The sequence below is a fragment of the Shewanella sp. NFH-SH190041 genome (assembly GCF_024363255.1).
Lineage (GTDB): Bacteria > Pseudomonadota > Gammaproteobacteria > Enterobacterales > Shewanellaceae > Shewanella.
In genome coordinates this window covers 835,388-853,091 of record NZ_AP026070.1, presented here as the reverse complement: position 1 = coordinate 853,091, position 17,704 = coordinate 835,388, and the positions used below count along the sequence as shown (strand labels likewise).

16 protein-coding genes are annotated in these 17,704 nt (G+C 51.3%); 8 read left to right on the top strand and 8 right to left on the bottom strand.

All coding sequences use genetic code 11. The features are described from left to right. Position 1 precedes the first annotated feature (1 nt). Positions 2–2,509 (bottom strand): ATP-dependent helicase HrpB, encoded by a 2,508-nt coding sequence (gene hrpB, locus NFHSH190041_RS03820; RefSeq protein ID WP_261923981.1) that lies wholly within the window; start codon positions 2,507–2,509, stop codon positions 2–4. Positions 2,510–2,619: 110 nt separating this feature from the next. Then, positions 2,620–4,791: a putative bifunctional diguanylate cyclase/phosphodiesterase gene (locus NFHSH190041_RS03815; RefSeq protein ID WP_261923980.1), complete on the bottom strand. Its 2,172-nt coding sequence runs from the start codon at positions 4,789–4,791 to the stop codon at positions 2,620–2,622. 149 nt (positions 4,792–4,940) lie between these two features. Between NFHSH190041_RS03815 and thpR the strand changes: the two genes are divergently transcribed. Next, positions 4,941–5,459 (top strand): RNA 2',3'-cyclic phosphodiesterase, encoded by a 519-nt coding sequence (gene thpR / locus NFHSH190041_RS03810; protein WP_261923979.1) that lies wholly within the window; start codon positions 4,941–4,943, stop codon positions 5,457–5,459. 157 nt (positions 5,460–5,616) lie between these two features. Here the strand turns inward: thpR and pepB are convergent, their stop codons facing one another. Then, the gene (gene pepB / locus NFHSH190041_RS03805; protein ID WP_261923978.1) at positions 5,617–6,897 is read right to left on the bottom strand and encodes an aminopeptidase PepB; all 1,281 of its coding nucleotides are present in this window, start codon (positions 6,895–6,897) and stop codon (positions 5,617–5,619) included. Between the two features lie 204 nt (positions 6,898–7,101). Here pepB and sfsA point away from each other — a divergent pair, with 204 nt between their 5' ends. The 7 genes from sfsA to panC all read left to right on the top strand — a co-directional run bounded on the left by sfsA (position 7,102) and on the right by panC (position 13,090). Then, on the top strand, positions 7,102–7,806 hold the full coding sequence (gene sfsA / locus NFHSH190041_RS03800; RefSeq protein ID WP_261923977.1) for a DNA/RNA nuclease SfsA: 705 nt from the start codon (positions 7,102–7,104) through the stop codon (positions 7,804–7,806). Between the two features lie 160 nt (positions 7,807–7,966). Next, on the top strand, positions 7,967–8,410 hold the full coding sequence (gene dksA, locus NFHSH190041_RS03795) for an RNA polymerase-binding protein DksA (protein ID WP_261923976.1): 444 nt from the start codon (positions 7,967–7,969) through the stop codon (positions 8,408–8,410). Between the two features lie 56 nt (positions 8,411–8,466). Further along, positions 8,467–9,339: a tRNA glutamyl-Q(34) synthetase GluQRS gene (gene gluQRS, locus NFHSH190041_RS03790; RefSeq protein WP_261923975.1), complete on the top strand. Its 873-nt coding sequence runs from the start codon at positions 8,467–8,469 to the stop codon at positions 9,337–9,339. Positions 9,340–9,417: 78 nt separating this feature from the next. Continuing rightward, a complete protein-coding gene (gene pcnB / locus NFHSH190041_RS03785) occupies positions 9,418–10,827 on the top strand; it encodes a polynucleotide adenylyltransferase PcnB (RefSeq protein WP_261925028.1) in 1,410 nt (469 codons plus the stop codon). A gap of 1 nt (position 10,828) precedes the next feature. Next, on the top strand, positions 10,829–11,305 hold the full coding sequence (gene folK / locus NFHSH190041_RS03780) for a 2-amino-4-hydroxy-6-hydroxymethyldihydropteridine diphosphokinase (protein ID WP_261923974.1): 477 nt from the start codon (positions 10,829–10,831) through the stop codon (positions 11,303–11,305). A gap of 135 nt (positions 11,306–11,440) precedes the next feature. Beyond that, complete coding sequence (gene panB, locus NFHSH190041_RS03775; RefSeq protein ID WP_261923973.1) at positions 11,441–12,235, top strand: 3-methyl-2-oxobutanoate hydroxymethyltransferase; 795 nt, start codon at positions 11,441–11,443, stop codon at positions 12,233–12,235. A 9-nt stretch (positions 12,236–12,244) separates the two neighbouring features. Then, the gene (gene panC / locus NFHSH190041_RS03770; RefSeq protein WP_261923972.1) at positions 12,245–13,090 is read left to right on the top strand and encodes a pantoate--beta-alanine ligase; all 846 of its coding nucleotides are present in this window, start codon (positions 12,245–12,247) and stop codon (positions 13,088–13,090) included. Between the two features lie 121 nt (positions 13,091–13,211). Here panC and NFHSH190041_RS03765 read toward each other — a convergent pair whose 3' ends face one another. The 5 genes from NFHSH190041_RS03765 to mpl all read right to left on the bottom strand — a co-directional run bounded on the left by NFHSH190041_RS03765 (position 13,212) and on the right by mpl (position 17,637). Then, positions 13,212–13,982, bottom strand: coding sequence for an ABC transporter permease (locus NFHSH190041_RS03765; RefSeq protein ID WP_261925027.1), 771 nt, complete (start codon positions 13,980–13,982; stop codon positions 13,212–13,214). Positions 13,983–13,984: 2 nt separating this feature from the next. Then, complete coding sequence (locus tag NFHSH190041_RS03760; protein ID WP_261923971.1) at positions 13,985–14,920, bottom strand: ABC transporter ATP-binding protein; 936 nt, start codon at positions 14,918–14,920, stop codon at positions 13,985–13,987. Between the two features lie 131 nt (positions 14,921–15,051). Beyond that, positions 15,052–15,582, bottom strand: coding sequence for a hypoxanthine phosphoribosyltransferase (gene hpt, locus NFHSH190041_RS03755; RefSeq protein WP_261923970.1), 531 nt, complete (start codon positions 15,580–15,582; stop codon positions 15,052–15,054). Positions 15,583–15,589: 7 nt separating this feature from the next. Then, positions 15,590–16,270, bottom strand: a complete 681-nt coding sequence (locus tag NFHSH190041_RS03750) for a flavin prenyltransferase UbiX (RefSeq protein WP_261923969.1) — start codon at positions 16,268–16,270, stop codon at positions 15,590–15,592. Continuing rightward, complete coding sequence (gene mpl / locus NFHSH190041_RS03745; protein WP_261923968.1) at positions 16,267–17,637, bottom strand: UDP-N-acetylmuramate:L-alanyl-gamma-D-glutamyl-meso-diaminopimelate ligase; 1,371 nt, start codon at positions 17,635–17,637, stop codon at positions 16,267–16,269. Before mpl ends, NFHSH190041_RS03750 begins: the two co-directional genes overlap by 4 nt. Positions 17,638–17,704: the final 67 nt, after the last annotated feature.

Here is a 17,704-nt window from a genome sequence, read left to right as displayed (position 1 = left end):
ATTAATTTTTATGTTGGTTTTTCTTGGTGTATTTAGTCGGTGTGGTATTAGCTGGATCATCAGGCCACACATGCTTGGGATAGCGCCCACGCATCTCTTTTTTCACTTCCGTGTAAGGACCGGCCCAAAAACTGGCCAAATCGGCGGTCAATGCCAATGGCCTGCGCGCGGGCGACAATAACTCCATCGTCACTTTCAACTGACCATTTAATAGTAAAGGGCTGTCAGCCATGCCAAACGCCTCTTGCAAACGCAGGCTCATCAGCGCCCGGCCATCTGCCTCATAACGGATCGGCGCTGTACCGGTGGGTAACGGCCAACGTGACGGCAACAAGGCTTTAAGCTGCTGCTGTTGTGTCCAGCTCAGGCTGTGCAGCAGCAATTCTCGCACATTCAATTTAACCAGTTGTGCCGCAGAATTGATATTGTCCAAGTACGGCCCCAGCCAATCAGCAAGCCCAGTTTGTAGCGCGTCATCACTAAAGTCTGGCCAGTCTCCAGAGCGATCACTTTCACGCACTAAGGCCACCCGAATACACAGTTGTTTGGCCGCATCATCCATCCCCAGTACAGACAGCCCCTGGCGAGAGACCCACCCCAATAAAGCTTGCTTAATCATTGCGCGATCTGGCTTAACGACTGGTTTTTCCCGGATAACTAATTGCCCGACTTGCCAGCGCTGCACCGCACTGACCCGACTGGCCTGCTCATCCCAGCAACAACTGGTATGCTCCGTCACCAGGTGAGCCAAAGGGCCATCCAACCATAAAGGATCAAAAGCCGATGCCAGATAAATGCGCCCAGCGCTACGCCCAGCACTTTCCTGAAAATCGGCCACCACCAGATAATCCTGCTGTGCCAGTGTTGATTCTGTTGCAATCGTTACCCCGGTACCATTGGCCAGCACAAACCCATCTACGCCCCGGCGGCGGGCAATTCTGTCAGGGTAAGCCAGCGCCAGCAGTAAGCCGATATCCCGTGGATGAGCCAAAGCGGCCACCTGAGATAAGTCTGTCGTAACAGCAAAACGCTGCAGCCAACGGCAAACCTGCTGTCCAGACTGCCCCTGAGTCGCCAATACCAGATACTGGCTAATATCTTCGCCCCGCCGCGGCAATCCCCGTGCTTCCATCACCCCAGCCACTAGGCAAGCCAATGGCAGCAAAGCGGCATCATTTAGCGAGCGTGTAAGTTGCTGTGCTTTTAGCAGCATATAAGCCAAACGCGGATGGCAGCCCAATGCATAAGCCTGACGTCCTAACGCCGTTAATTTATGCCCCTCATCCACCAGCTCAAGGGATTGTAATAACTGCCAGGCCTGCTGTTCATGGGCAACTGGCGGCGGGGTCAACAGCTGCAAAGTGGCCAATTGCTGCCCCCCCCAACTGGCACAATCCAACGCCATAGAAACTAAATCCGCATGCAGAATTTCTGCGGCTTCAGCCCGAGGCAACCGGTCGTGCTCTTCTTGCCCCCATAGTCGCAGACAATAACCGGCCTGCAAACGCCCAGCCCGGCCCGCACGCTGAGTCGCAGACGCCTGACTAATGCGTTTTAAGCTCAGCCTTGTCACCCCAGTTTTTGGGTTAAAGCCGGCATGGCGACGGTAACCGCAATCCACCACAATGCTGATGCCATCAATAGTCAGGCTTGATTCAGCCACATTGGTAGCCAACACAATTTTGCTACGTCCCGGCTGGCCGGGAGCAACAGCGGCATCTTGCGCCTTACCACTTAATTCGCCATATAAAGGGTAAATATCATACTCTGCGGCCGGCAATCGCTGTTGCAGATACTGCTGTAAGCGCTGGATCTCCCCTTTACCGGGCAAAAATGCCAGCACGCCGGGATGGCACTGTCCCTCAAGCTCTGCTGGCAACTGCTGTAGCAAGCGCACCATGGCTTGCCCCATTTGTGGCAACCAATCAGTTTGCCCACTCAACGGCTGGTGACAAATCGTGACCGGAAAACTGCGCCCGGCGCTTTCCAGCACAGGCGCATCAGGCATAACCTCATGCAGCGATAAACCAGACAAGGTTGCAGACATCGCCAGAATTTTTAGGTCATCACGTAGAGATGCCTGTACTTCCAGCGCCAGCGCTAAGGATAAATCCGTGGTCAGATGTCGTTCGTGGATTTCATCGAAGATCACCAAACCGACCCCCGTCAATTCAGGATCTTGCTGGATCATGCGGGTTAACACCCCTTCAGTCACCACTTCCAGCCGGGTACGCGTACTGACTCGACTCTCGCCCCGAACCCGGTAACCCACTTCATCCCCCAGAGAACAACCACGCTGACGTGCCACAAAATGGGCCACATTACGGGCGGCCACCCGGCGAGGCTCAAGCATAATGATGCGACCGTCAATTTCTGGCCAATCCAACATTGCCAGCGGCAATGCTGTAGATTTACCTGCCCCGGTCGGGGCCTGAAGGATAAGTTGGCAGTGACTGCCAAGCGCAGAACGTATCGCAGGCAGCAGGTCATGGATGGGGAGCTGGTTCAAAAGAAATTCATCAAAGCCGGAAAATGGCGCCAGTTTACTAAGGAACTGCCTGCCAAGTCCACGCGATGACGGAGATGGAAACTGCTTTAAATTGTATCCGTTAGCCGAATTTATCCCGCTGAACGAACCTGTTTAAGTTCACTTTCTAGCTGGCTCAGCGCCGAGGGTCTGTCATAACTGTAACCCTGACCATAGGTCACACCAATGGCTTGCAACTCCCGGCCAATCGCCTCGGTTTCAACAAACTCAGCAATGGTTTCAAATGCCATATTCTGTCCCAGCTGACAGATAGAATTCACAATGGCCTTGTCTTTATCGTTATCACATAACTGACTGATAAACTGCCCGTCGATTTTGACAAAATCCACATCCAGTTCTTTGAGATAAGCAAAACTGGAAAAACCTGAGCCAAAATCATCCAATGCCAACTTGCACCCCAAGGGCTTTAACATATCGCATAATCGCTGCGCTAACTCCAACTGCCGCACGGCCGCCGTTTCAGTAATCTCAAAGCAGAGTCTGTCTACCAGTTCAGGCTCACTCATCAACTTCAGCTCCAGCCAAGTCATAAAATCATCATCCGCCAGCGATGTTGCCGACAGATTCACCGACACCATGGCCATTTGCTGCCACTGCGTTGGGTGTCCCGCCGCCCAAGCCAGCAGATGATCCACGACCCAACGATCGATCCGTGCGGCCAGATTATACCGCTCGGCTGCGGGTAAAAAGATGGCTGGCGATAGCATCTCGCCATTATCCCTTGGCAAACGCAGTAAAATTTCCATATGTAAGCCATCGCGGACCTTATTCAACGGCTCAATCAACTGAAAATACAGCTCAAATTGATTACGACTCAAGGCACTGAGAATATCCACCGACGCCAGCATTTCGGTATATAAGCGGCTCATATTGGGATCTTGCTGATCATAGTAATGCCAGCCATTACGCCCTTGTTCTTTCGCCAAATGGCAAGCGGCATCAGCTTGGCTCATCACGGTATAAATATTCGGAGTATCATCCGGCACCGCAGCCAGCCCGATGCTGGCACTAACGCTATGCTCACGCCCTTGCCAGTTAAACTCATAAGCAGCCAGTTGATGACAGATCCGTCCGGCAATCACCCGAGCGGAGTCCGGGTTGCAATGATGCATCACAATAGCAAATTCATCCCCACCAATCCGGGCAACAATATCCCCTTTACGCACCAGTTGCTGCAAACGCATCGCCACTAGGCACAAGAGCTTATCTCCAGCAATATGCCCACTGACATCATTGATAACCTGAAACTGATCCAAGTCCAAAAACGCAATACAGACAGGGGCGGGACCTGGCTGCTGCACTAAACGAGTCAGTATCGCTTCAAAACATTGACGGTTAGGTAAACCGGTCAGGGCATCATAATTTGCTTGAAATGACAGTTCATTTGCCAAGCGGTGCTGCTCATCGGTATTTTCCGCCACAAAGACCAGATTGCCGCTGTCAGCCATAGGGCTGAAGGTAAATTTCATCCAGTGGCTGTTTTGGCGTCGACTCGCAACTGGTAATTCGCAAAATGCTTGGGGCAGCACCCCATCGCGCACCACTGATAGGGTTTCTTGTAACATGCCATGCTGCTCCGGCGACAAACGGGTAAACAGATCCTTTGTATCTTCTCCCGGCAAGTTGGCTTTGGCGGTGGCATTAAGCATGGTCAACTGGTTACTGTTATCCAGTACACCACAAGCTAAAGGCAATTGATTAAACAGCTCTTGATAGTGACGTTCACTGTCCAACAATGCCCCAGCAATTCGGGTTAACTCCATTGCGGCACCAATTAATGCTTGGGCATGGTGTAATTCCGCCATAAAGTGCCTATCCCATGCTCTGGGGCGGCAACACACAGCGCCCACAGCAATCCGACTTTGACCAAATGCCAGCGCAGGCAGCAATACCAAACTCTGCACCCCCTGATACTGCAAAAATTGTTTTTCCGCTTTGGCATGGCTCGGCAGTAAGCAAATATCACTGCAACTCAATAATTGCGGGGTGCGCAGCAGACGACGAAACAGGGGAAATCCGGCAAGCGCCCAGTCGCTGCCATTGGTTAATGGTGCCTGGGGATGAAAATAAAGCGTTTGAGATGGTGTCGGCGGCTCCCCTCCCAACACAAACACAGCATCACAGTCGAGATGGTGGCAGATAATTTTTAACGCTCGATCAACGTTCTGCTCCAGCGTCTGTAGGGGGGCTTCGTGAAATAAGGCCACCAAGGTCTGCGACAATTGGGTATGCTCTTCTGACATAAACAACCTTTTTTATGGCACCAGCGAAGACACCAGCGTCATGTCCATGACATTATCTATTCCTATAAGGATAGTGCCTATGATGCATCCCGCCCATTTCTCAGCCACAATTGGGGTATATTAGGCAAAATGGCTGCTGCAGACTGAAGATGAAAAAACGACTTTTTCTCGGCTTTAGCCCAGATACAGAACAAATACAGTCGCTGCTCAGATTACAAAGCGCACTCCCGGGGCCATGCAACCCTGTTCCGCCTACCAACCTACATATGACTCTTGCTTTTTTAGGGCCACTCAGCCAAGCCCAGCAACAACAGCTTATCCAATCCCTCAACCAAATGGATAAACCCAGTTTTTCCGTCACCTTGGACAAGTTATGTCTCTGGCAAAAACCCCGCATACTTTGCCTTACCGGTGCGCCATCTGATGCGGCACTAAAACAAATGGCAATCCAGACACAACTGATGGCAGCACATCTGGGCCTACACCAAAGTGAATATGACTATCAGCCCCATATCACCCTGTGCCGCAAAGCCTATATCCTACCGCAGCACATCAAAGTGCCAGCATTAACCCTTAAGCCGACGCAACTTCACCTATATCACTCACATAATCCAGGAGATGGCGTGCGTTATCGCATACTCAAAAGTTGGCCGCTGGATAAGGCTTAATCTTACGCAGACTAACTGACACCCGCTAAAGCGATGAAGGATGTATCTGTCGGTTAAGCCCTATGGCAAAAAACTTAACCCTGTTTATAGCGATAGCACTTTTCTTTGCCCATAAAAAACCGCCGGTTAAGCGGCGGTTTTCAAACCCAAACAATAATTACTGGGCTTTTAGTAATTCGGCGATGGTTAACACCCCGTGCGCGGTCGCCCCGGCACTCCACAGTGGCCCGGCACTGTCTTCAAAGGCCGATGCAATATCCATATGTACCCAATTTACGCCATCATCAACAAAACGCCACAGGAAACCTGCCGCATTGGATGCGCCGCCTGCACCACCGCCTTTCACTGCGCGACTGTTGGCAGTATCAGCATAGGCCGATGGACACATCTCTTTATGCCAAGGATCTAATGGCAACGGCCATACACGCTCACCCACATCTGTGGCTGTTTGACGCACCTGCTCTAACACTGCGGGCTGGGGAGAGAAAATCGCATTGTACATTTTCCCCACCGCCATCACGGCGGCGCCAGTCAGGGTAGCGGCATCAATAATCAACTGAGCACCACTGGCAGAAGCAGCTTGTAACCCATCAGCCAACACCAGACGCCCTTCAGCATCGGTATTGACCACTTCCACTGTAACGCCATTTTTGTAAGTCAGTATGTCACCTAACTTATAGGCATGGCCGCTGATCAAGTTTTCCGCACAGCACAGATAGAGTTTGACTCGCTTATTCAGCCCCTGTTGCATGGCCAGCCCTAACGCTGCCGTCACGGTCGCGGCTCCGCCCATATCGCACTTCATCCCCAGCATACCTTCTGAGGTTTTAATGCTGTAGCCACCAGAGTCGAAGGTGATCCCTTTACCAACCAGCGCCACAGCAACCGGCGCATCCTCCCCTAACGGGTTATAGTCTAGCTCAAGCATGGCAGGAGGCCGGTCACTACCCCGGCCAACAGCATGAATACCAATCCATTGCTCAGCCAGTAATGCCTCACCTTCAAGCAATCGGTAAGACACATGTTCGCCCCCCAAATCCTGCAGCCAATGAGCAGCGGTTAGCGCCAGTTTCACCGGTGAGAGATTTTCCGGCGTATCATTAATCAACTGGCGAGCAAAATTGGCACAATCAGCGCGCTGTGTCAGTGTCTGCTGTGTGGCATCATCACCACACCACCGCAGAACATAATCGAATTTGGGGTCAACAAACCCTTGCGCAAACGCCCATTGGTTGGTGATATCCCACAAATCACCCTCTAGCTGAACCTGGTTAATCCCCAATGCCCGTAATTTTCGGGCAGCTTTTTGGATTTGCAGCGCAGGAGCGCTGTCCTGCAGGTGGATATAAGCGGCGTTACCGGCGAAAGTCACATCCGCTTTGCCCCAACCGGCACCGGCCGACTCACGGGTCAAGCCGACCAACATAAGCTCTGTCATACCAATTCCTTGTTAATGAAAGTACCGCATCAGTGTACTCCGGCAACCTTGAGGTGCAATGCAAAATACACCTTTCTTTTTCGATAAAGGTAATTGGAAAATATAAAAAAATTGCCATTTGATTGACAGGCAGGCACAAGTTGCTAGCCTGTTGCCCTTCTTTTATATCCACCCAAGTGAATTGGTACGTCAGCAGGATTTAATATGAAATTTTCATCTGAGTTAAGCCAAGGCACCCTGATAAAACGCTATAAACGATTTCTCGCTGATGTTGCACTGAATGATGGTAGCGAAATCACCTTACACTGCCCCAATACCGGCTCAATGAAAAATTGTCTGTTCCCGGGTCAGCCAGTGTGGTTTTCCCATTCAGATAATCCTAAGCGTAAATACCCCTGTACTTGGGAACTGATGCAAACCCCGCAGGGGGATCTCATCGGGATCAATACCGGCCGCGCCAACGCACTGGCGGAAGAAGCAATTGTTAATGGTGTAATCGCAGAGTTACAGGGGTATCTCCAACTGAAGCGGGAAGTTCGCTACGGCGAAGAGAACAGTCGCATCGACCTACTACTCAGTGCTGACGGCAAACCCGACTGCTATATTGAAGTAAAAAGCTGCACATTATTGCAAGATGGCAAAGGTTATTTCCCCGATGCCGTTACAACCCGAGGGCAAAAACACCTGCGGGAACTGATACAAATGGTCCAGTCCGGCCATCGCGCCGTATTGCTCTTTGTGGTGCAGCATAGCGGCATAAATTCTGTGTCTCCGGCCGCCCATATTGACCCGGATTATGCCGCTGGTTTAACACAGGCCATGGCCGCTGGCGTCGAGGTATTGGCATACAAATGCGAGTTGTCTCACCAAGCTATTGAAATCCGCCATACCTGTCCAATATTGGTATAAAAGTCGGCGCTAAATTTGAATTTCAGACGATTAGCGGACATAGTCAAATAATTAATTCGAGGTGAAGCGAAAGATTTGCCTAGGTGTAAAGATTCTGATATAGATAGCGGCCGTTCTGAAACAGACGCCCTACAACGCAAATGATGACAGGAGATGCGTTATGCCTGAAGGCACCAAAAAACTTGGCGTTCTCGCTATCGCAGGTGTAGACCCTTACCAGGAAAAACCGGGTGAGGAATACATGAACGACCGGCAGATGGATCACTTCAAGACCATTTTAGATGCCTGGCGTAACCAACTGCGTGAAGAAGTGGATCGCACTGTAAACCACATGCAGGATGAAGCCGCAAACTTCCCAGATCCTGTAGACCGCGCAGCTCAGGAAGAGGAATTCAGTCTTGAGCTACGGGCACGTGACAGAGAGCGTAAGCTGATTAAGAAGATTGAGAAGACACTGCAGAAAATCGAAGAAGACGATTTTGGCTTCTGCGAATCTTGCGGTATCGAAATCGGCATCCGCCGCTTAGAAGCGCGCCCAACCGCCGACCTCTGTATCGACTGCAAAACACTGGCAGAGATCAGAGAAAAGCAAATGGCAGGTTAATCCCTGTAAAATAAGAGCGGGGTCTTCCCCGCTCTCATTGTATCTGAAGTACGATCTTGAATAACTCTCCTTATATTGGGCGCTTTGCCCCCTCTCCATCCGGCGCATTACATTTTGGTTCTCTCGTAGCCGCATTAGGCAGTTATCTGCGCGCCCGCTCACTGCAAGGTCAGTGGAAAGTCCGCATTGAAGATATTGACCCGCCTCGGGAAGTGCCGGGGGCTGCTGATGATATTTTACGTACCTTGGAAAGTTGTGGTCTCCATTGGGATGGCCCTCTGCTTTACCAAAGTCAACGGTTAGAAGCCTATGAGTATCATCTGCAGCAACTGATTGCGCAGGATAATGCCTATTTTTGCCATTGCAGCCGTAAACAAATTAAAGCTATGGGTGGAACCTATGACGGTGGCTGCGGCCAATTAACCACGCCCCACAGCGATGGCGCCCTGCGGATACGTAACCGCGCAGGCATCAGCCAATTTACTGATAATTTACAAGGCCCGGTCACAACGGATATTACCTTCGCCACAGAAGATTTTATTATCAAACGCAGTGATGGCTTGTACGCTTATCAATTGGCGGTCGTATTAGATGATGCCTATCAAGGTATGACAGAAGTGGTTCGCGGAGCTGATTTGCTCGAGGCCACCGTCAGACAAATCAGTCTGTACCACATGTTTAACCTACCCGTTCCCCAATGGCTACACCTGCCGCTGGCCTGCGAAACCCCAGGATTTAAACTGTCAAAACAAAACCATGCCACAGCTGTAGATAAACGGCATCCACAACCTGCATTGCAAGCTGCTTTAGCCTTTTTAGGACAGTCACCGGTGGAGATGAGCGGGGATATCCGTCAAATGCTGGCTCAGGCTGTTACCCAGTTTGATTTATCCCGAATTCCAGTCCGGCATGAGATCCTGCTGGGCTGATATACTCATCGCCGGTCAATTGGTATAGAATAGCCGCCTGTTTTTAACCCTTTACTTTATAACATCCCGAGGTGTCCCATTTTTCGCCGTATCAGCCAATTCTGTAAACAGCTGTTTGACGATAGCCAAACCAGCAAAAATCAGGAAATTGAGACCCTGGATTCAGGCCTGAGCCTGGAGATCGTCCCCCGTGACAGCCACAGTATCTCCCGCAGACAAATCAGTGAAAATGCTCTCAAGGTATTATATCGACTACATAAATCTGGCTACAAAGCCTACCTGGTAGGCGGTGGCGTACGGGATTTATTGTTAGGGCTTGAACCGAAAGATTTTGATGTAGTCACCGATGCCACACCGGAAGATATTAAAAAACTGTTCCGCAACTGCCGCTTAGTCGGCCGTCGGTTCCGTTTGGCTCACATTGTATTTGGTCGCGATATTATCGAAGTTGCCACATTCCGCGGCCACCACAGCCACGGTAATGATAAAACCTCCAAAGCCAATGCCTCTGGTCGGTTATTGCGTGACAATGTGTACGGCAGCATCGACGAAGATGCCGAGCGCCGTGACTTTACCGTCAATGCGCTGTACTACGATATCAGTGACTTCAGCATCCGCAGCTATGGCGGCGGTCTGCAGGATCTGAAATCCGGCACCCTACGGCTTATCGGCGATCCAGAAACCCGTTACCGGGAAGATCCCGTACGCATGCTGCGGGCTGTCCGCTTTGCCACCAAACTGAATATGCAAATCGATGCTTCTGCTGCGGCGCCTATCCGTAAGCTGGCCCATCTGCTCAGTGATATTCCTTCTGCCCGGATGTACGAAGAAGCTCTCAAGTTGTTTTTTGCTGGCAAAGGGGAAGCGAACTTTGAAATGATGCAGGAATATGGCTTATTCCAGCCTTTATTCCCATTGCTGCACAGCTGCATCAAAGAAAACCCCAAAGATCCGGCTGCCCGTATGATCCAGATGGTGATGGCCAATACCGATGCACGGGTCAATCAGGATAAACCTGTCACCCCAGCGTTCTTCTATGCTGCACTGTTATGGTACCCATTGCGGACCCGGGCGGAAGAGATCGCCCTGGAAAGTGGCTTGCCGCTGTATGATGCCTGCTTTGCTGCCATGGGTGATATTCTGGAAGACCAGTGTCGTAGCATCAGTATTCCGCGTCGCTTTACCGCCCCTGCCCGAGATATCTGGCAGATGCAGTTACGTTTTGAGCGCAGTCAGAACCCACGAGCCTTCAAACTGATGGAAAGCCCTAAATTCCGCGCAGCATACGATTTACTGCAACTGCGTGGTGAAGCTGAAGGCGGCGCAGTGGCCAAAAATGCCCACTGGTGGAAAAACTTTGTCCAAGCGGATGAAGCTACCCGTACCGTGATTGCGAAATCCGGCCCCAAAGCCGGTGGCCGTAAACGCAACCGTAATCCTCGTCGTCGCAAACGCAGCGATAGCAGCAATGGTTCGGCCGCAGAGTAATATGCCCAAGGTATTTGTCGCCCTCGGTGCAAACCTCACCGATCCCAAAGCACAGTTGGACAGCGCCTGTCGGGCGCTGGCTCAACTTGCGATGCCCGGTACATTCGCATGTTCCCCCTATTATCGCTCTGTTCCTATGGGGGACGTCCCCCAGCCAGATTATATTAATGGGGTTGCCAGCTTTAGCACCCAATTAGCCCCCATAGCGCTCCTGGATGCCCTGCAACATATTGAGCAGGAACAAGGCCGGCAGCGACTGGTACGCTGGGGCCCACGAACATTAGATCTCGATCTCTTGCTCTACGGCAATGAACAGATTAACACCCCAAGATTAACCGTCCCCCACTACGGCATGAAAACCCGCAGTTTCGTGCTGGTACCGTTAAGTGATTTGGCCCCCCAACTGATACTGCCTTGCGGCACCCCCCTGGCCGCGCTGCTTACGCCGGCCCTGCGAGCTGAACTCACGCCGCTCTGATTCCTTTCAACTAAATTCCCTATCCTAATTAGGTTTTCCGGCCATCTTGCTGAGCGGAAAGGCGAGCAGGATCGTTGAACTTGTGCGCCAGTTCCCTTATAACTGCCTATCTAAAAAATTTTATAAGTACCCAATATGTCTAAAGTTACCAGTTCAACACTGCGTCAATTCAAGCAAGAGGGGCACAAATTTACTGCCCTAACTGCCTACGATGCCAGCTTTGCCGCCGCCTTTGATGAAGAAGGCATTGATGTACTCTTGGTGGGAGACTCCCTCGGGATGGTACTGCAGGGCCATGATGATACTCTGCCCGTCACGATTGAGGATATCGCCTATCACACCCGTTGTGTCCGCCATGGTATCAAACGTACCTTGTTGATCGCGGATATGCCTTTTATGAGTTACGCCACCACAGAGCAAACCATGGCAAATGCCGCCATCCTGATGCAGGCTGGTGCCAATATGGTTAAGCTTGAGGGCGGTCAATGGCTGCTACCCAGTGTCCAGATGCTGACTGAGCGTGGTATCCCGGTATGCGCCCATCTGGGACTGACCCCGCAATCGGTTAATGTCTTCGGTGGTTTTAAAGTGCAAGGGCGAGATGAAGATAATGCCAAGCGCATTTTGGCCGAGGCAAAAGCGATTGAGGCGGCCGGCGCACAGTTACTGGTATTAGAGTGCATTCCCGCCCCGCTGGCACGCACCATTACCCAGGCGCTGACAATTCCGGTAATCGGCATCGGTGCCGGAGCTGACACTGACGGACAAATTCTGGTAATGCATGATGTATTGGGGATTTCCAGTGGTTATATCCCCCGTTTTTCTAAAAATTATCTTAAGCAGACAGGCGAAATCCGTGCTGCGGTACGGGCCTATATCGATGAAGTCGCCAAAGGTGAGTTTCCGGCGCCAGAACATACTTTTAACTGAGTTGTAAACATGATTACCAGTGCCAATATTTCTGAAATCCGTGCCCAGGTGAAAGCCTGGCACGCCCAAGGTGAAACCGTGGCCTTTGTGCCTACCATGGGAAATCTGCATCAGGGACATATCACCCTAGTGCGTGAAGCCTGTCATCGGGCTGACCATGTGGTGGTCTCCATTTTCGTCAACCCACTACAATTTGGTCAGCACGAAGATTTGGATGCCTACCCCCGCACGCTCAATGAAGATAAGCTGGCACTGGCAGAAGCTGGTGCCGGACTGCTATTTACACCCACGCCACAAATCATCTATCCCCGCGGCTTAGATGCGCAGACCTATGTTGAGGTGCCCGGGATCAGTGACGAGCTATGCGGCCAAACCCGGCCGGGGCATTTCCGAGGCGTTGCCACCGTAGTCTGTAAACTCTTCAATCTGGTGCAGCCAGATATGGCACTGTTTGGTAAAAAGGATTACCAACAGCTACAGGTGATCCGCACCATGGTAGAAGATCTGTCCATACCGGTAGATATTATCGGTATTGATACTGTGCGTGAGCCTTCCGGCCTGGCGATGAGTTCACGTAATGGTTATCTCACCGCAGAAGAAAAAGCCTTAGCGCCTGCGCTAAAACGTACGCTGGATAATCTGGCTGCTGCGGTTAAAACTGCCATGCCCATCCCTCAAGCCATTGCACAGGCAAAAGCGGCACTGGCTGATGCCGGACTGCGTCCTGACTATCTAGAGATCCGCAACGCTCACAATTTAGCACCGGTGACGGACACAGATACCGCCCTGGTTATCCTTGCTGCGGCTTATCTGGGAAAAGCCCGCCTAATTGATAATTTGGAGTTCAGCCGTTAACCCGGCGCATCAGGTTTATCGCGGCCACATGGCATAACGTCAGCACTATAAAAAAGCCACCTTTCGGTGGCTTTTTATTGATTCAATATCGCGCAACATAAGCGCTATTGGCTTCACCAAATTAAGTCCGCAGGCCAATACCGCGAGATACCAGATAGTAAGCCACCGACCACAGCCCAATACAAAAGGCCACCATAATCGCCAGCGATAGCGGCACGCTAATGTCCGCAGTACCGAGAAAACCGTAGCGAAACACGTTAATCATATACACCACAGGATTCAGGGCGGAAATGCCCTGCCATAGCGGTGGTAGCAGGGAAAGAGAGTAAAACACCCCGCCCAGATAAGTCAGCGGCGTCAGCACAAAGGTCGGAATAATGCTGATATCATCAAAACTCTTGGCAAATACCGCATTAATCAGGCCGCCTAAAGAAAACAATATCGAGGTTAGTAGCACAGTCAGCGCCACCAGCAACGGATGTTGCAGATGAATATCGACAAAAAACAACGCTACTAAGGTCACAATCAGCCCAACACACAGTCCTCGGGCAACCCCGCCAAACACATAACCGGCAATCATCACATAGTGGGGCACAGGTGCCACCATCAGCTCTTCTAAATTACGCTGGAATTTAGCGCTATAAAATGACGATGCCACATTAGAGTAAGAGTTGGTGATCACCGACATCATGATCAGCCCCGGAGCGATAAACTCCATATAAGAGACACCGCCCATTTCACCGATACGCCGCCCCACTAAATTGCCGAAAATCAGAAAATACAGCGTCATCGTGATGGCAGGCGGCACCAGCGTCTGCACCCAAATACGAGTAAAACGATTGATTTCTTTAATTAAAATACTTTTAAATGCCGTAAAATACAGCCCGGTCATATTCATGCGGCCCGCTCCTGTTTTGCCCGCTCTACCAGATTCACAAACAGCTCTTCCAGCCGGTTACTCTTATTGCGCATCGACACCACATCCAGCCCCTGCGCTGTCAATTGCGCAAACAGATCGTTAAGGCTGTGATCCTTGGCAATTTCCACTTCCAGCGTGCGCTCATCCAATAATTGGCAACGAATATCCCCTAATTCCGGAGCCTGCGCACAGGCATGGCGCAAATCCAAAATAAAGGTTTCCACATTCAGCTGACTGAGCAATTGCTTCATGGAGGTACACTCCACCAGCTGGCCTTTATCAATAATGCCGATATTGCGGCACAACATCTCAGCCTCTTCCAGATAATGGGTGGTCAAAATAATCGTCACCCCTGATTTATTCAGCTGTTTGAGAAAATCCCACATGGAGCGGCGCAGCTCAATATCCACCCCGGCAGTCGGTTCATCCAAAATCAATAACTGTGGATTGTGCATCAATGCCCTGGCGATCATCAGTCGACGCTTCATCCCACCGGACAACTGCCGTGCCTGCGCATGACGTTTTTGCCACAGATCCAGTTCTGTCAGATACTTTTCAGCGCGGATTAATGCTTCACCACGGGGAACCCCGTAAAAGCCGGCCTGATTGACGACGATCTGCAACACAGTTTCAAACTGATTAAAGTTAAATTCCTGGGGCACCAGGCCAATGCAGAGCTTGGCTCGCTCTAACTCCCGGTCAGTATCATAGCCAAATACAGTCACCCGCCCGGCAGTCTTATGCACCAAGGCACTGATAATACCGATAGTAGTGGACTTACCGGCACCATTAGGGCCCAGCAAGGCAAAGAAATCCCCTTGTTCAACGGTGAGGTTAATTCCCTGCACCGCTTCTACCCCGCCTTTGTATGTTTTTCTCAGGTTTTCGAGTACCAGCGCCTGCTGTGACATGATGTCCCCTTCAAATATGGTTATCTCCCTATCGCTTTAATAGCGCACTATCAGAACGAATCGGGCTGAAACTAAAACTCCCGCCAAGGCGGGAGTTTTCTTCTGGCAATCTGCGTAATCGCGCCGCGAAATTATTCCTGTGGAATCACTTTGGCGATATAGGGCAGGTTGCGGTAACGTTCTGCGAAATCGATGCCGTAGCCAACAATAAATTCATCAGGGATGGTAAAGCCAACAAAGTCTACCGGCACATCCACTTCCCGGCGTTCTGGCTTATCCAGCAATGTACACAGCGCCAAACTCTTAGGCTCGCGCAACAGCAGCATCTCACGGACTTTCTGCAGGGTATTACCTGAGTCAATCAAATCTTCCACAATCAGTACGTCACGGCCAGAGATATCGGATTGCACATCCTTGAGGATTTTCACATCCCGTGAACTGGTCATGGCATTGCCATAGCTGGAAACAGCCATAAAATCGATTTCAACATGGCCGTTAATCCGACGGCACAAATCCGCCATAAAAACAGCCGATCCCTTCAGCAGACCAACCATCAACAGACGTTCGCTGTTTTGATAGTGGGCATTGATCTTCTCTGCCAATTCATCCAGCTTATCGTTGATCTCAGCGGTAGAAATCATCTCTTCAATGGTATGTTTCATATTTCTCTCAATTGTCATCGCCGGTAGGTTGTAGGGATGGAGAATATCCCCACCGGTCGGTTAATTCATGATTGACACCCAGATGATCCAAAATCCGGGCGACCACGAAGTCTACCAGATCCTGCACTGTTTGGGGATGGTGATAAAAACCAGGTGATGCAGGCATAACCACAGCGCCCATTCGGGTAAGGCTCAGCATATGCGCTAGGTGGATAGCATTAAACGGCATTTCCCGTGGCACCAAGATAAGCTGTCCGCGCTCTTTGAGCACCACATCCGCCGCCCGCTCCAACAAATTGTTACTCATCCCAGTGGCAACGGCGGCCAAGGTACCGGTCGAACAAGGGCAAATCACCATTTGGCGCGGAGCACCACTGCCGGACGCCGGAGGTGAAAACCATTCTTCTTTGCCTAATACCGTCAATCGTCCCGGCAGTGACCCAAGCTGTTTGTGGAGTTGCTCCGCAGCTTTATGGGGGTGACTGCTCAGCTTTAACCCCTGCTCAGTGGCCAAGACTACCCGAGCGGCACTGGAAATCATCAGATAAACATGTATACCCTGCTGCAACAGGCATTGCAGCAGCGTTAACCCATAAGGGGCACCGGATGCACCGGTCCAAGCCAGACTGACAGCCCGCTCGCCGAAATTCTCCGGCGCATTCAAGCTGCCGTAATGACTGTGACTCATTTTGCTCTGTCCTTCAGTGCGGCCAATATCTTGCCGTGAATGCCACCAAAGCCGCCATTACTCATCACCACAATATGCTCACCTGCCACAGCGGTATCAGCCAACTCAGTTACCAGCGGCTCAATGGCATCAAATACCTGTACCGGCAACGGCGCACCGGCCATCACGCTGTGCAAATCCCACTGCACCGCCTCGCCTTGGAACAATAGCGCCCTATCTGCCAGCGCCATGGCGCCAGCCAGCGAATCCTTATAAACACCCCGTTTCATGGTATTGGATCTCGGTTCAAGCACCACGGTAATCGGCGCATCCCCCACCTTGGCTCGCAATGCCTGCAGCGTAGTGGCTATCGCTGTGGGGTGATGGGCAAAATCATCATATAAGGTCACACCATCAATGCAGCCCAGTTGCTCCAGTCGTCGCTTAGGGGGCATAAATTGCTCAAGGGCAGCCATTGCGGCATGGGGACTCACGCCGACATGCCGGGCAGCAGCTACCGCCATCAACGCATTTTCCATATTATGTCGGCCTATCAGCTCCCAGCTCATCTCTCCTTGTAACTGACCATCAAGGGATATTGCAAAGTGATGACCATCTTCGGCCAACGCCTGCAGTGACCAGCCAGAGCCATCCCCGTCGGCATTCAGGGTTTCTTGCTCACTCCAACAGCCCATGGCCATCACACGTTGTACCGCTTCACTATGGGATGGCCAGATAATCTTGCCCTGTCCGGGGACGGTACGGACTAAATGGTGAAACTGGCGCTCAATCGCATGCAGATCATCAAAGATATCAGCATGGTCAAACTCCAGGTTATTGATCACTAAAGTGCGAGGATGGTAATGGACAAATTTGGAGCGTTTATCAAAAAAGGCACTGTCGTATTCATCGGCTTCCACCACAAAGAAATCGGTTTGCCCCAAGCGGGCTGACACGCCAAAATTTTGCGGCACGCCGCCGATCAGAAAGCCGGGCTGATAGCCGCAATCTTCTAAAATCCAAGCCAGCATACTGGCGGTCGAGGTTTTGCCGTGGGTACCCGATACCGCCAATACCCATTTACCCGGCAGGATATGGTCGGCAAGAAACTGGGGGCCTGAGGTATAGGGCAAACCACGGTTGAGCACAGCTTCAACACAGGGATTACCTCGGCTCATGGCATTGCCAATCACCACTAAATCCGGGGTATCATCCAACTGCGTCGGGTCAAAACCCTGAATAAGACCGATACCCTGCTGTTCCAACTGAGTACTCATAGGTGGATAAACATTGGCATCCGACCCGGTCACCCTGTGGCCCATTTCTCGGGCCAGCAAAGCCAGCCCGCCCATAAAGGTGCCACAGATCCCAAGAATATGTACGTGCATGTGCTCACTCTTTCAAGTTTGAAAAATCAGTGAAAATCCAAACCATTGTACCTTTGGCCAGCATAAG